11 protein-coding genes and 1 pseudogene are annotated in these 14,920 nt (G+C 44.0%); 4 read left to right on the forward strand and 8 right to left on the reverse strand.

The window, feature by feature from the left end; translation table 11 throughout:
* Window positions 1–63: 63 nt before the first annotated feature.
* Both ACRQ5D_RS13755 and ACRQ5D_RS13760 read right to left on the reverse strand, forming a co-directional pair.
* Window positions 64–555, reverse strand: coding sequence for a TIR domain-containing protein (locus tag ACRQ5D_RS13755; RefSeq protein ID WP_432329766.1), 492 nt, complete (start codon window positions 553–555; stop codon window positions 64–66).
* 25 nt (window positions 556–580) lie between these two features.
* On the reverse strand, window positions 581–922 hold the full coding sequence (locus ACRQ5D_RS13760; protein WP_432329238.1) for a hypothetical protein: 342 nt from the start codon (window positions 920–922) through the stop codon (window positions 581–583).
* A 597-nt stretch (window positions 923–1,519) separates the two neighbouring features.
* On the opposite strand from ACRQ5D_RS13760, the gene ACRQ5D_RS13765 reads away from it, so the two are divergent.
* A complete protein-coding gene (locus tag ACRQ5D_RS13765) occupies window positions 1,520–1,816 on the forward strand; it encodes a hypothetical protein (protein ID WP_432329240.1) in 297 nt (98 codons plus the stop codon).
* A gap of 515 nt (window positions 1,817–2,331) precedes the next feature.
* Here ACRQ5D_RS13765 and ACRQ5D_RS13770 read toward each other — a convergent pair.
* From ACRQ5D_RS13770 to ACRQ5D_RS13785, 4 genes are all read right to left on the reverse strand, one after another.
* Window positions 2,332–3,900: a hypothetical protein gene (locus ACRQ5D_RS13770; protein ID WP_091172023.1), complete on the reverse strand. Its 1,569-nt coding sequence runs from the start codon at window positions 3,898–3,900 to the stop codon at window positions 2,332–2,334.
* Entirely contained in the window at window positions 3,897–5,750 is a 1,854-nt protein-coding gene (locus ACRQ5D_RS13775; protein ID WP_091172025.1) for a glycosyltransferase family 2 protein, read from the reverse strand. The genes ACRQ5D_RS13770 and ACRQ5D_RS13775 overlap by 4 nt, the downstream gene beginning before the upstream one ends.
* Before the next feature lie 163 nt (window positions 5,751–5,913).
* The gene (locus ACRQ5D_RS13780) at window positions 5,914–8,001 is read right to left on the reverse strand and encodes a cellulose biosynthesis cyclic di-GMP-binding regulatory protein BcsB (protein WP_091172027.1); all 2,088 of its coding nucleotides are present in this window, start codon (window positions 7,999–8,001) and stop codon (window positions 5,914–5,916) included.
* Between the two features lie 11 nt (window positions 8,002–8,012).
* Window positions 8,013–9,359 (reverse strand): sensor histidine kinase, encoded by a 1,347-nt coding sequence (locus ACRQ5D_RS13785; RefSeq protein WP_091172029.1) that lies wholly within the window; start codon window positions 9,357–9,359, stop codon window positions 8,013–8,015.
* A 327-nt stretch (window positions 9,360–9,686) separates the two neighbouring features.
* On the opposite strand from ACRQ5D_RS13785, the gene ACRQ5D_RS13790 reads away from it, so the two are divergent.
* Window positions 9,687–10,145 carry a cellulase family glycosylhydrolase gene (locus tag ACRQ5D_RS13790; RefSeq protein WP_091172031.1) on the forward strand — a complete coding sequence of 153 codons (459 nt, stop codon included), beginning with the start codon at window positions 9,687–9,689 and terminating at the stop codon, window positions 10,143–10,145.
* A 451-nt stretch (window positions 10,146–10,596) separates the two neighbouring features.
* Window positions 10,597–11,578 (forward strand): annotated as a pseudogene (locus tag ACRQ5D_RS13795) (acyl-ACP desaturase).
* A gap of 130 nt (window positions 11,579–11,708) precedes the next feature.
* On the opposite strand, the gene ACRQ5D_RS13800 reads toward ACRQ5D_RS13795, so the two are convergent.
* Window positions 11,709–13,319: a mechanosensitive ion channel family protein gene (locus ACRQ5D_RS13800; protein ID WP_091172037.1), complete on the reverse strand. Its 1,611-nt coding sequence runs from the start codon at window positions 13,317–13,319 to the stop codon at window positions 11,709–11,711.
* Between the two features lie 398 nt (window positions 13,320–13,717).
* On the reverse strand, window positions 13,718–14,044 hold the full coding sequence (locus tag ACRQ5D_RS13805; RefSeq protein WP_091172039.1) for a hypothetical protein: 327 nt from the start codon (window positions 14,042–14,044) through the stop codon (window positions 13,718–13,720).
* 500 nt (window positions 14,045–14,544) lie between these two features.
* On the opposite strand from ACRQ5D_RS13805, the gene ACRQ5D_RS13810 reads away from it, so the two are divergent.
* A complete protein-coding gene (locus tag ACRQ5D_RS13810) occupies window positions 14,545–14,841 on the forward strand; it encodes a GIY-YIG nuclease family protein (RefSeq protein WP_175490110.1) in 297 nt (98 codons plus the stop codon).
* The last annotated feature ends 79 nt before the right edge of the window (window positions 14,842–14,920 follow it).

Raw genomic sequence — 14,920 nt, forward strand, 5'->3', positions numbered from 1 at the left:
TTGATTAATAATTTTCTGCTTTTATTTTACTGATAATAAGTGTTTTGTGGAAGTGCTGTTGAGTTAAAACAATTTGTTCATATCTACATTATATCCCGATTCCTTTAATTCCTTAGCAACATCGACTTCCCACCTCGCATTATTCATATCAATATAAACAACGCCGGAAATATCGTTAGGAGTTTCTATGTCACCTTTTACCAGTGCGCATACATTTTTACGACCAATCTTCCCGATCAAAAAACCGTGTTCAAATACCACGTTTTGCCGCGCTCGTGATTTCAAATTGGCTTCCTCCCCTTGTACGGCACCCATATCACATGCAGTGTAAAGCACAATGCCAAACCCGACATTTGAATAACTTTCGATTTTTTCAATTATAGTTTTTCCAGCACTGCTTTGTTCATGCAAAATAATTGGCGTAAAACCGAGTTTTTCTATAAGCCGTGCTGCTTGTAGCTTTGCGATTTCATCGCGACCGTGTACTATGAAAACATGTGTTTTTGAGAGAGCATTTATTTGTTGGGATGAAGTTGTATTAATTTCTGATTTTATGAGTTCGGATTTATCTTTTAGATCTTTAAGATCTCGTCAGTTTATAATTAATTAAATTCTTTAATGTCAAAATAGGGTTACCCGGAACATCTCCCATTTGTCCAATAAAAGTATAGCCAGCGTCAGCGTATGATTTTCTATACTCGTTTTGCGGATTATCAAAACTTTGTTTTAAATATTCATTATTATAACCGTTCCAAGAGGTGTAGTCGGTCTGAAGTAAAGCCAGTTCGTCTTGACTTATAATATTGCGGAGAACTAAATCTGTACCTAATTTAATCCTTTGATCTATTTTACTTTCAAATTCGTGATTAGAAATGTTTAAGCGGGTGGATAAAGATTGCGGATTGGAGGATTTTTGTCCCATCTAAGTTTATGGTTCTAAGTTTAAATTGGGGAATAAATATAAATATTCTTCATTATATATAAATAGTTATTTTTTAATAATATATGCTCCCTGCTACCGCAAGCAAATCCAATACTTAGCAAACTGGCCACAAGGCTAAGCAATAAATAAAAATTCAAGGTCCTGTCCGAAACCCGTCCGGCAACTACCCCTTCCTCAAAACGGACGGACAAACCATTTTTTATCCTCCCCTTCGGGCCCCCGCGCCGCAGCCGCGTTAGGGATTGCAGCGGAAAACCCACAGCCTTGCGCAGGCCTTCGCGCAGAGGCTAAGGCGAGGATTTGCAGCGTAAAGCCCGGCCGCAGGCAACGCCATTGTTTCATTTCGGAATTGGGATTTTCAATTTCGGATTTAAGGCATGGAGAAACGGCTGTTATGCTGAGTGTTTAAATCCGGGGCGTCTGAAGGTGAAATGACAAATCCACCACGTCATTGCTATAAGGAGTGAAGCAATCCCCGACAGGCTGGTAACGGGGTTTATTAGTATTTGACTTGCATCGTCGCGCTCCTGGCCGCGCGGGGCCAGTTACGTTTTTCGCTATTGTTCATTTTTTAAGGTGCTCAAGAAGGCTCCGCCGTTTGCCGCCACAAAAGTAACCAAAAAGGCTTGCAGCAGAAGGCTTCTTTGCGCACAACCTGGCCCCATAGCCCTCGGCGCGGCCTTTACCCTGCAAAACGAACAGAACCACGGGCTGCAATTATTTTGCCCCGATTCGCACGCAATGCCTCCGCTTCTGCAAAAACTTGCTATGCCCCTGCAGCCGCACCGCCCAGCATCGTTCTGCTCGTTTTCACCCGAAGCTGATCTGCTGCGAAAAACTACATTTTTTATCTTGTCATGGGTAGTAAAATGACATCTACGTCATTGCTGTAAGGAATAAAGCAATCCCCGACAGGTTGGAAACGGGCTTCATTAGTATTTGACTTACATCGTCGCGCTCTTGGCCGCGCGGGGCCAGTTACTTTTGTCGCCACAAAAGTAACCAAAAAGGCTTGCAGCAGAAAGGCTTCTTTGCGCACAGCCTGGCCCCATAGCCCTCGGCGCGGCCTTCACCCTGCAAAACGAACAGAACCACGGGCTGCAATTATTTTGCCCCGATTCGCACGCAATGCCTCCGCTTCTGCAAAAACTTGCTATGCCCCTTCAGCCGCACCGCCCAGCATCGTTCTGCTCGTTTTCACCCGAAGCTGATCTGCTGCGAAAAACCACATTTTTTTCTTGGTCATGGGTAGCTCGTCGAAGTATGGCGGGCAGGCCTCTGCGCGCGACCCTTCGACAGGCTCAGGCTGACAGGCCGCTATCACTGCAACTGCTGCTACTGCAACTAAAAAACTAACTGCAAACTGCCCACCAAAAACTGCCAACTGATTATTGCAACGTCACCACCTTGTACAAAATCCACCCATCGGTTTCGTAGGCGCGTTTATAGTTTACACCGCTGTTGAGGCGGCGGATTTCGGGGATGTACCGGTCGCTGAGCTGGGTGTAGCCGGTGAAGGGGTTTTTGGGGGTGGCTATCAGGATATAGTCGTCGTATTTGTAAGGGGTTTCAATGGCCGACAGGAACGAGTTGAGCTGGTAGGGCAGGGTTAGTTTTTTGATATTGTTGGTAAAAGCCACAATGGGGTATGATACGGCATCGTCCATGAGGATGTGCGTACCATCGGGCAGGCTATTGATGTAGGCTGCTATTTCTTTGCTTTCGTTTTGATCGGTATTAGGTTCCAGCCGGCTAAGGGTTGTGATGAAGCGGCGCTCGTCGGTAATGAGCGAGTTGGTTAAAAAGGTGTAGCCGGTATACAGCTGCAGTACAATTACAAAGGCCAGGCCCAGTTTAACGGCCAGTTTATTTTTGATAGTATGTACCTTAAATATGATACACAGCAGCGCCACAAACAAAAATATAAGATAGTACTGGTAGGTGAGGAACAGCTTATCGTACTTAATGTGCAAAAACTCTACAAAGGCAAACAGGGTGAGCACGGTGAGCACATGATAAGTGCTTTCGCGCAGCAGGTACAGGCCAAACAGTATCAGCGGACAAAAATAAATCACCCTTAATGATACCAGGATGCTGAGCTCGGGCAGCTGGTAGTTTACGGCAGTGGCGGCGGTATCGTAATTCAACTTATCGACCAGTACATTCCAGGTGGCCAGGGGGCTCTCCATAAAGTAGTTATAGTCGCTGGCGTGGGTTTGGTTAAGCAGCTTGTAGCAAACCAGCGATACCACAGGCAGGATAAACAAGATGACATAAATGGCAAAGGTTTTATTAATAAGCTTACGCCTTAACGACGGACTGTTAAAGCTCATGAACAGCCTGAAAATGGATTCCTTTTCGCCCAGGTTAAGGCTGGCCAGCGTGATGGACAGCACCAGCGGGATAAAGAACAGCGTAAGCCAGATGAATCGGTAATCGCAAAAAATGAGCAATACCAAACACATGCTGGCTATGGATACGTGGAACGTGGTGTTTGAGCGGTAAAACTTAAGCAGGTTAAGGAAAAACAGGTACACGAAGATCACTACCAGGTAAATGGCTTTGCCCGAGCAGGCCATGTAAATGATACCGGGATGCAGCAAAAATAGCAGGGCTACCATGATGAGGTAAAAATCGTCCTTCACCCTGATAACAAACGAGCGCGAAATAAGATAAAAGAAGCCCGCCGTACCCAACGCCGATGCGATGACCGGGGCGAGGTAACTGTTTATTGACGAAAATATAAGCGAGGAGTAAAAGGGCAGCAGCGGGGCGGTTAGGCCCATTACTTTAAGGCGGTTGCCAAGCCCCTCAAACACGATCTTTGTTTTTTCGACATAAAAAAGGCTTTCCTGGTTATAATAGCCTAAGTGGTTAAGGTATACGCCAATAACCAGGTACCAGGCTGCCAGCACCAGGGTAAATATAAACAGGTATGTACTTTTGGCAATTTTCATTTAATAACGTTTGTGGGGTTATTAACCTTACTTAAACCGTGGTTGGTTTTTTCCCAGTAAAACGGATTGGTGATGAGCTGGTACAGGCCCATATAGGCTGCTACCGAGTGCATGAGCCAGTAAACCGGGTTGGCTATGGCAAACAAAATGAGCTCGAAATAACGGCGTTTAAACACGGCCATCATGTTGATATAGATCATGAGGATATTGCCCACCATGAGGTTAAATATCGACATGAACAGCACCCAGTCCGGAAACAAATTGCGGATGGTTGAAAAATCAAATATGAGGTAACAGATAAAGATGATAAGCAGCACCGGGTAAATTAAAAAGGTGGCTGATGTGGCGCCGATGAAAAAGTTAAAACCCAGGAAACCGCGAAAGCCTATTTTACGGATGAGGGCCGGCGGGTTGCGCATGTGCACCAGGTAGGTTTGCATGTAGCCCTTGATCCAGCGCGAGCGCTGGCGGATCCAGTTCCAGAAGTTGTTATTAGCTTCTTCATACGTGGTGGAGTTTACAATGGCCACCTTATAGCCTTTGGCATAGGCGCGCACGCCAAGGTCGGCATCTTCGGTTACGTTAAAGGGGTCCCAGGCGCCAAGCTCAATCAGCGCGTCCATTTTAAAGTGATTGCTGGTGCCGCCGAGCGGGATGGGGATATCCAGCGTATCCAAACCGGGCAGCATATAATCAAACCAGTACGAATATTCGAGGGTGAACATCCGGGTAAGGAAGTTTTCGTTGCGGTTAAAGTAGTTTAAGGCGCTTTGAATGCAGATATAGTTTTCGGGCAGCTTGTTAAACAGGGCTACCACTTTTTTAAGCTGATCGGTATCGGGGATATCCTCGGCATCATAAATGGTGAGGTACTGGCCCCTCGAAAAGTGCAGGCCATAGTTGCAGGCCTTGGGCTTGGTTTTAGGCATGTGGAAAGGCACCACAATAACTTCAAAAACAGAGGGGAAATCGAGGTTTTTTACGGCGTTTAATGTTTTATCATCATCTTCTTCAATAAGCAGTTTGATATCCAGCTGCTCGCGCGGATAGTCGAGGCTTTGCAGGTTCCAGATGAGTTTTTTGATCAGCTTATCTTCCTTGTAAACGGGCAGCAGGATGGTATATACGGGCAGCTCCTCGTTTACGATAGTGCGCAGGTCATTTTTGGTGACGGCCTGGTGCAGCTCAAACCGGGAGCCTACCAGCGCCAAAAACAGTTTGAAGATGATAGCTATCAGGAAAAACGAACTGATGATTAAGTTAATGGTGATGGATACGTTTTTAAAGTTGAGGAACAGGCCGATGGCGGTAATGCCCCACAAGGCAAAAATGAAAACCAACTGTGCTGTGGTGAACGTTGTTGAGGCCGAGCTTTTAGGGTCGCGTTTAAGGAGCTCAAAAACAGATGCCTTCACATATTTTTGCCCGGTAAGCTTGTGGCTTAGCCAGGTGATCTCCAAATCGGATGCTACGATGATTTCGGGTTCCATGTCATAGGTAAACCTTACAAAATCAAGGAAAAGTTCATTGCCGGGGTCGGCCATAACGGTAACCACCTTATTGTTTTCGATGCGGAGGGGGAGGCCCAGCTGGTCGTTGGCAAATTTAAGGTCAACCTGGTCGAGGATCTTTTGGTCGAAGGCTTCCTGGCGGATTTCGGCAAAGTGGTAGCCTGCGTTGCCCAGGGCGCGTTCATAGTTTTTGCGGGAAACATAGCCGAAGTTAAGGGCTATTTTGAGGTATGACATACCCGATCTTTCCGAAAAAGCATGGATCTTTTCCTGGTCGGCCGGCGAAATAAATCCGTGGGCAACCAAAATTTCAGGAACAGAAATACTCAATGTATCCATATTAGGTGTTTTATAACCTCACTCCCGCCCTCTCCAAAGGAGAGGGAGCTCTTTTTTAAGCCTTCTCCTTTGGAGAGGGCAGGCGGTTTGTTACTGTATTTATGATGACGCCTTAGCGTCATTTTCTTAACACCCTCTCCTTTGGAGAGGGCAGGGTGAGGCATTAATCGTTAAACAGATCCTGCGATTTTTGAACTTTTGACCGCACATACAGGAACGAAAGCAGGATCAGGATCAGGATGCCCAGCAAAATGTACAGGTTATAGCTGTCCCAGAAACGGGTAAGGCCGCTCTTGGTATCGATGTACTCCAGGTTTTCGCTGGATTTGTTGATGTTGAACAGGTATTTGTTGGAGTTAACATCCGAGATACAAACATTGCTTGACAGGGTTGAAAGCTGCTCGGTAATGGATTTGGATACTGCCAGGAAAGCTTCGGAAACATGCGTGCCGGTAGCGGTAAGCACCAGGGTAGCATTGTTGCTTACGCCGTAAAATATTTGCGCCAGGCCGTTTGATACCGTATCCGACAGCGAGTAAACCGGGCTATTATTATCGGTGTTGTACAGCCTGAAGTTCCTGTCGAACTGGATAGGGGCATCGCGAAACTCCTTAAGTACTTTATCATCTTTCGATAGCAGGGCTATGATATTGTATTGCTTCAGATCAGTTGGCTTCAAATCTTTCGAGTAAACAAACTCGGGGAAGTTATTGGCGTTGATGTTATTGTTAAGCTCGTAAATGATCTCGCCCATAGCACCGGCGGCATATTTGGCGTATTCCTCGCTTACTACAATTTTGGTGGTGCCGTTGTTAAAGGCCTCGGGATACTGGTAAAAGCTCAGGTCGCTGGTGATGAAGGGGTTTTTTGATTCGAGGTATGATTTGTCAACGTCAACTTCGGCAAAAAAGTTGGTGAAGCTGTTTTTACAGTTGCCGTTGGTTGGGTAAAACCTGAATTCGGCCTCCAGCGTGTTGTATTTATGATGCTGATAACGGTTAATGGTGATAGAGCTGTTCAGCTTGCCCGATGCATCCAGTTTTTCGCTGCTGATGAGCAAACCGTTAAGGTATATATTGAAGAAACCACGGTCGCCGGGGGCAAGGCCGCTGTAATTGGCAACAAACCGGATCTCCACTTCTTTAGGGGTGAAGCTGAAATCACTGTTTTTAAAGCTGTAAGCGCTCTTCAACGAGCCAATGCCCGACAGGAAGTCGCTCACGCCGCCAATTTGCTTTAAGGATAGCTTTGAACGGTTTTCGTCGATAGTTTTAAAGAAGGTGTTTTCGGCCTTGTTGATCAGCAGGTAATCGCCATAGGTTGAGTTCAGGATGTTCATGTTGCCCAGGGCGGTGATAGCCTTTTCATAACCTGTATCATCGCCGCCGGTAACAAACAGTACCTCTTTAGGGGCCTGCTCCTGCGTTACGGTTTTAACCGGCACCAACCGGCCTTTTACATCAACCATGTGCACAATGGTATCAGTAAGCAGACTTACTGATTTATGCAGGTAGAATAAACCCTGCGTATTTTGCGGGGTAACTTTTACCAATGCGCGCGCATCGGCAGGTAATTTATCAATGGCGCCTACCCTGATGTAGTTACGAACGCTATCGGGCAGTTTGCTTTCTTCGTAAACGGCAATTTCACGTGTTTGGGTCTTTTTTAACCTTGAATAGGCCCATGCTACGGCCTTAAGGTCATGCAGGCTTGGGTTTGACGGGTAAACGATAGCTTTTTTAGAGTCGAAGCAGTTGCTGATATTTACGTTATCAAAAAAGTTTTTATTGCTTTTAACCAGCGATAGGTATGAGTAGTTTTTGATTTTTAACCACATCGCCGGGTTATCCAGGTCTTTACACTGATCATCGGTAATGGTGAGCAGTGTTTTGATCTGGATCTTGAGGAACTTATCGGGGCTCAGATCGGCACGGCTCAGGTTAATGATGATTTTCTGGATAGAATCGGGGCCCAGGTGGCTGCTGTATGCCGGTTTGTTATTAATAACCAGGTTGATATACGAATGCGATTTTATCAATGCCTGCGACGGTTCAAAAAATAAAACCAGTTTACTGCCATTCATTTCAATCAAAGGGGTGACCTTGAAATAAAATGAAATAGCGCCGCTCATGCCGTATACCACGTCATCGTCATGGCCGTAGGCTTTAAAGGATGCAATGCTGTTGCCCTGGGCCTGCGAAGCCGTGTTGAATAATAGGATAAAGGCTAATAAGGTAAAAAACTTATTCATTGATATCAATATTAATTTATTACGTAAAATTCTACTCTGAAATAATTACCGTTGTCATCACTGCGGTAGCTGAGCTCGCCGCCCATTTCCTGGGTCATCAGCTTGGCAATTGATAAGCCCAAACCCAGGCGGCTTTCGGTAACGCCCGATGTATCGTTAAGGGTTTTAAGCTTGTTGAACATCATGTCCAGCTCCTGCTGGCCTATGGCTATACCTTCGTCAATAATCTCGAAAACAAAACGCTGGCGCTGCAGGCTGGTTACTACCTTAATGCTGTTATTGGTTTGCGAAAATTTGATGGCGTTTGATAGCAGGTTTTGAAACACCTGGCCGGCAAATACTTTGTCGAGCCGCACGTTGAGGGGCAGCTTCAGGATATTATCAACCAGGTGGATGTTTTTCATGAGGGCCGTTTCATACAGGCCTTTAAAAATATGCATTACTTCAACGTTGATATCAAAGATCTCCATGTTGAATTTCATATCCGGCGATTCGATCTCCTTAACATCCATGAGCTTGTTAAGCATATACTGCATCTTATCAGCCGATTCGGCGATGTAGCCTACAAATTCTTTCTGGTCGGTGCTCAGCCTGAAATCCTCCTCCCTGATCATGTTGTTGCTCATTATAATAGAGCCGATGAGGTTTTTAAGGTCGTGCCCGGCAATATTGATAAAGCTGTTCTTCTGGCTGTCGAGCTTGCGGAGCTGCTCATACTGATGGTCGATGAGGTTGTTTTTTTCGTTGATATCCTTGTTTTGCTGTTTAAGCTGTTCGTTTGATTTTTCGATCATGATCTGCGCGCGTACTTCACGCTGGATTACCTTATAGCGCGCCCCGGGTATTAAGCAGGAGATGCCCGAGATGATAAAAAAGATCTGCCCGCCGTTACTTAAAACCAGGTCGAGGTTGTATTCGCTTAACAGGTTAAAGAAAATAGCCAGTAACAATAGCGCCATTAAGGTTTGGATGATGGAGTTTAAGGGCTCCCAAAAAACCTGCAGGTTAAAAAACAGCAGGGTGGTAGCAAACAGCATAAAATAAATGGTCAGGAACTGAATGTTTACCAGGTTACATAATATAGCTGCCGTTACCGAAAGCATAAAGAAACTGATGTGCAATAATATGCGGTAACTAAATTGTTTATGCTGAAAATAGCTGAACAGGCCGTATATAATAAGGATAGTTATAATGCGGATAATAAAAAACTGCAGCCAGTAGTTTGTAGCGTAAATAAAATCAACAATACTAAAAAGAGGGTACAGGAATATAATTGTCCAGATTATATTATTGGTTTGGTACCATGCTTTTTTGGAGGTCTCTCTAATTAATTCTTCGTTGGTAATTTGAACAAACATTATTTGTTATCTTGAATTGTAATTAAAAATTAAGGCCGCTGTTTAAATTAAATCCGTTTAATATTGATAGACGAAAAATATTCGTTATACGATAATTTAAACAGGTTTGTTGTTACTGTTGCCTACAGTAATAATCGCCGTTGCAAAAAGCCGTCCAATTCCCCGGCAAGTTCGGGAAGTTGCTTTTAAACCATGCTAAAGTTTAAGCAAGGACATCAGTATTTTATGGCTTGCACAAATCCGGAACGAAAGCTCAGCGGCCCAAACGCCATTAAAAAAACGATTTTATGCTGTTCAAAAAACTGGGCTTCAAAAGCATAAGGCTACCTGTGGCTTTTACTTCCTTTTGGCCCGGCGACAACTGCGCAGCTATTTACCTATATAGATAAAGTTGTTGAGCAATGCAATACTTACGGATTTAGGTTAGTTATAGATTATCATTACGGCCGCTTAAATGATAATAATTACCTTACAGAAACACCCCTGGTAATTGATTTGTGGTTAAAATTAACTAAAAGGTATAAAAAAGCAGATTATAATAACTTGTTTATTGAGGATTATAATGAACTGCCCCATATTAACCCCAAACTGTGGAAAGTTGCCGCGTATAATATTGTTACGCTTATCCGTAGGTTTGATAAACAAAGAACCCTGATTGTAAGTGCATCAAACTATAACAGCATCTATGAGCTAAGCAGGTTGGCAAGGCTGGCCGATGACCATATCATCTGCACTTTTCACTTTTACGAGCCTTTCTTTTTATTCACCAGAGCACAAGCCGGGTAAGCGACCAGGTTGCAACTACCGGGGTATCATTTCCATACAATGCGGAAAATTTTCCTGCACTTAATCAAAAAGCAAAAAACACCCCCGGCGAAAGCAATTACCAGACGTATCCGCGAGATGGTAACAAACAATCCATAAATGATAAGCGGCAAATTGTAAAAAAACGGCCCCTGAAATATGATGTGCCCATTATTGTGGTGCGTAAAGCGTCTATAACAAATATGCCGATGCACATAGCCGCTGCCCTCATATTAAGTCTGTACGCAGGGCTTTAAATGAGCTTGATATTCCTGGCATGCTTTGGGGTTATAACAGTAGTTTTTCAATGTTTAACGGCAGGCCGGTTACTATAAAATTATCCTTGTGTATGAAGGACACAATTAGCGCCGTACAGTGAAATTTTAAACATTAATGTTACAATTTTATTACCTTTGCTCACTAATATACAATTATGAGATTTTTTGAAGAAAAGCGCAGAGAAGTAATGGTGCATATCGAAAAGTTCATGTTAGAAAAGATACATGAATACCTGAAACCGATTGATACCATCTGGCAGCCGTCTGATTTTTTGCCCGATTCTTCAAGGGACTCGTTCTTTACTGAAATTAAGGAATTGCAGGAAAGCGCCGCAGGTCTTTCATATGATCTGATCGCCGTTTTAATTGGCGATACCATTACCGAAGAAGCGTTGCCTACTTACGAATCATGGCTTACCATGGTTGAAGGGGTATCTGACAATGAAGAAGGCGGCTGGATGAAATGGACCCGCCACTGGACCGGTGAAGAAAACCGCCATGGCGACCTGCTTAACAAATACTTGTACCTGTCTGGTCGTGTGGATATGCGCATGATGGAGATTTCCACCCAATACCTCATCTCTGATGGTTTTGACATCGGTACCGGTCATGATCCTTACCGTAACTTTATCTATACCTCTTTCCAGGAGTTGGCAACCAATGTTTCGCACCGCCGTGTAGCATCACAGGCTAAAAAATATGGCGATCCGCTGCTTTCAAAAATGTGCGGTGTTATCGCATCTGATGAAGCCCGCCATGCCAAAGCTTACAAATACTTTATCGAAAAAATATTTGAGGTAGATCCAAGCGAGGCTATGGTAGCTTTTGAGGATATGATGCGTAAAAAGATTGTAATGCCTGCCCACTTTCTGCGTGAGGTTGGTTTAAAGGTTGGTCAAACCTTTGGCCACTTTACCGATGCCGCACAGCGTTTGGGTATTTATACCGCTATCGACTATGTGGATATCCTGAAAGAGCTTTTGACCGACTGGCATATCGAAAGTATCACAGGTTTGGACAGAAGCCGGCGAAAAAGCCCGGGATTACGTTGTAAACCTTCCCGCCCGCTTACTGCGTGTAGCCGAGCGCATGAAAAACCCAATGCTCGAGTATAAGTTTACCTGGATTAACGGGTAGTTTTTTAAGCTTAAAGCTAAAGGCCGAAGGCTTAAAGCTTTCCTTGCAACCGGGTTTTAGGTTAATGCTTCTTTTTCAGAGCTTTTTGCTTTAAGCTTCTTTCCTATAGCTTTCTGCTTATTAATGGCTTTTAGCTATCCCGTTCTATTTTATACCCCGGCTTTTTATACCCATCGGCAACATAGTTTTCGGGGATCTGGATGTGGCTTCCATCGCGCACAGCCGTAAAATGCGGTGACATGATCTCCATGCCGGCTTCATTAAATTTATCCTGTATGTTTTGATACAATACCGAATAGATCATGGCCATTTTGCCGGGCTGATCTGTATAGGCGTTTATCTGGTAACTCACATTAAAATCATTCAAAGCGGTTTGCAGTACAAACGGTTTTGGATTGGCAAGGATCCCCTCTGTTGCTTCGGCCGCACTTATGAGCAGATTGTGGATGGTTTCCCAGGGGGCATCGTAGCCTATAGTAACACTGGTATTCAGTATCAAACCCAAAGTTTTTGACGATGAAGTATAATTAACCGTAGCACCGCTTAAAATGGTGGCGTTGGGCACGGTTACATCTTCGTTTTTAATGGTGCGCACACGGGTAACCAGCAGGTTTTTCTCAATTACATCGCCCATAATTTCGCCAACTTTTATGCGGTCGCCAATTTTAAAGGGGCGCATATAGGTAAGCACAATACCCGATACCATATTGGCAATAGCCGACGAGGAACCTAACGAAAACAGTACGCCTATAAACACCGTAACTCCCTGGAAAACTTTAGACTGCGACCCCGGCAAATATGGAAATATCACCACAAACATAAACGCATACATGAGTACCCGGATGATATTGTAAGTTGGGATAGCCCATTCAGGGTAAAAGCCTTTTAAAGCGATGGCCCCGTTTGCTATTTCGGTAGCTATAAATTTTACCAGTTTTACAATATACCGGGTAACCAGGTAAATAACCGTTATGGTAAGCAGGTTGGGTATAAAGTGAACAATGGCCAGCATTATACTTTTCAAGGGGTTAACCACAAAGCCGATTAACTGTGTGGCAATAGGCTGCGACGAAGGGAAGATATAAAACAATACGGGTAAAGCCAGGTAAACCAGCAGCAGGATAATGAGCAGCCGGCCAATATTTACAAGTCCGCTGATAAAAGGAAGCAGGCGTGAGGCGTAAGCCACGGGCGCCCCTTTGGCTGCCAGCTTTTCAACACGGCGTTCCCAACCCAGTATAATCTTTAATTTTATCCACCTGAAGCCCTTGTTAACACTCCAGATCAGTAAAATCAGTAAAATAACAACCGCCACGGCTTCGAGCACGTTGGTGATTAATTGTTTGGGGCTGTTGCTTTCAAAAACATTGCCCAGTTTGTTTTTTAGTATAGACAGATAGCTTGCTGCCAGCTGCGGCCGGTTCAGTTCGGAGTAAGAGGCATCGGTATTATTAACCCCCATGATCATCTGGCCGTTGTAAGTTATTACCGATATGGACGTATCGTTTTTAAGCGTTAACGAATCCGGGTTAAAATCTATCCGGCTCATCAGGGCCTTAATGCGTTGGGTAACAATCCCGGCGCGCTCTTTAGGATCAAACAATCCCTGCGGGGCATAAAATTTAAACAGGGTATCCCGGTTAATGATCACAGGTTCGCCGTTTTTTTCAGGGAGTTTTTGTGCCCGTGTGGTAAATGCAGCAAACAGAAAAAGGATGAGCAGGCTATAAATTTTAGGCATAGGGATGTTTTTCTGTTAAAGCTAAAAATTATTTAGCGGAAATAAGAAGCTGTTTAAAGTGGTTGAATATCATTTACCGGTAGATAAAACTTCATTACCGTTGGTTTTAACCAACGGAATAATGAATAGCGATAAAAGGGCTTCAGCCTAAATCCGCTTGCCTAATTGGGGCTAAAGCCAGGACTTTTAGCTTTTTTGCCGTTGGTTTTAACCAACGGCAATGAATATTTTGCATTTTTAAACTGCGTAATGCTTAGGACTATCATCCTATTTAACAAATGGAACAGACACCATGTTTTCGCGAACGAAGTAACCGCACATGAATAGCGCATTGTATAACAAGAGATACTTCGTCGTCTCTCTTTTTAACGTATTATTCTTTGGTAAATCAAAACTTTTTACCCCTCCTGTACCAGATCCGTCCCCAAATTACCGGCAATTTTGCTGAACAGATCGTTCAGGATCGATTCGACGGTGAGCGAATTTACGTCATCAACATAATGCTCATTCCGGGTAATCCAAAGTTCGTTACCGTTAATCGCGATGCTGAACAGTGCGCTTTCATAAACAGCAGGCAACGATATTTCAACCGCCCCGCCTTTGCGCTCAACGGTGAAATTTAATTCGCTTTTTCGTTGCTCATGAAACAGCGGGTTAAGTTTTTCGTGCAGTAACTGGTATAACTGGTTAATGTCGGTATTGGTATGAAGGGTGATGATTTTCATAATTTGGTATATTAGCGATGTATTAAATAGTACAAAGTTGAAGGAGGGATTGTTTGGAACCGACTTTCCTCTAATTATAAAAAAACAATATGTCATTGCGAGCGGAGCGCGGCAATCTCGTAGCTATGCTCAGCGGCTTTGCAAATCATCGAGGCATAACGACGAGATTGCCACGTCGCCCGGACGCTCTTTTGCCCGTGCTGCTCCTCGCAATGACATAACTTTTAATGGTAGGATTATATATGTGCCAATCCAATATGTCATGGGTAGCGAAGCGCGGCAATCTCGTAGCTATGCTCGACGTCTTTGCATATCGTAGAGGCATAACGACGAGATTGCCACGTCGCCCGGACGCTCTTTTGCCCGTGCTGCTCCTCAATGACATAACTTTTAATGGTTGGATTATGCATGTGCCAATCTACCTCCCCGCAATGAGATGGATGTTTAAAAATGATGTAGTTTAATATTAATTCTTTTAGATTAGCGCCAAACCTTATCTAATGAAAATACACCAATACTTCGTTTATATTTTAACAAACAAAGCTAACACAGTGTTGTACGTAGGAGTATCGAGTGATTTACATAACAGGATATTAGAGCATAAGAAAAAGATCTATAAAGGTTATACGGCAAAATATGCGTGCGATAAATTGGTATACTTTGAACAATTTCAATGGATAGACGATGCCATAGCCAGAGAAAAACAATTGAAAGCAGGATCAAGACAAAAGAAAATTGATTTGATAGTGGCAACTAATCCATCGTGGGGAGATTTAAGTGTAGACTGGTATGATTGATCTGCATAGCCACAATGCATTGGCTGCAAGATTGCCGCGCTTCGCCAATAACATATTTTAAAAACGTTACACAAAACAT

It is taken from the genome of Mucilaginibacter sp. P25 (genome assembly GCF_050859465.1).
Lineage (GTDB): Bacteria > Bacteroidota > Bacteroidia > Sphingobacteriales > Sphingobacteriaceae > Mucilaginibacter > Mucilaginibacter gossypii.

Coding starts and splice junctions, on each gene's coding strand:
- ACRQ5D_RS13760 (WP_432329238.1), bottom strand. CDS start 922: ATGGGACAAAAATCCTCCAATCCGCAATCTTTATCCACCCGCTTAAAC.
- ACRQ5D_RS13780 (WP_091172027.1), bottom strand. CDS start 8,001: ATGAATAAGTTTTTTACCTTATTAGCCTTTATCCTATTATTCAACACG.
- ACRQ5D_RS13810 (WP_175490110.1), top strand. CDS start 14,545: ATGAAAATACACCAATACTTCGTTTATATTTTAACAAACAAAGCTAAC.
- ACRQ5D_RS13785 (WP_091172029.1), bottom strand. CDS start 9,359: ATGTTTGTTCAAATTACCAACGAAGAATTAATTAGAGAGACCTCCAAA.
- ACRQ5D_RS13775 (WP_091172025.1), bottom strand. CDS start 5,750: ATGGATACATTGAGTATTTCTGTTCCTGAAATTTTGGTTGCCCACGGA.
- ACRQ5D_RS13770 (WP_091172023.1), bottom strand. CDS start 3,900: ATGAAAATTGCCAAAAGTACATACCTGTTTATATTTACCCTGGTGCTG.
- ACRQ5D_RS13805 (WP_091172039.1), bottom strand. CDS start 14,044: ATGAAAATCATCACCCTTCATACCAATACCGACATTAACCAGTTATAC.
- ACRQ5D_RS13800 (WP_091172037.1), bottom strand. CDS start 13,319: ATGCCTAAAATTTATAGCCTGCTCATCCTTTTTCTGTTTGCTGCATTT.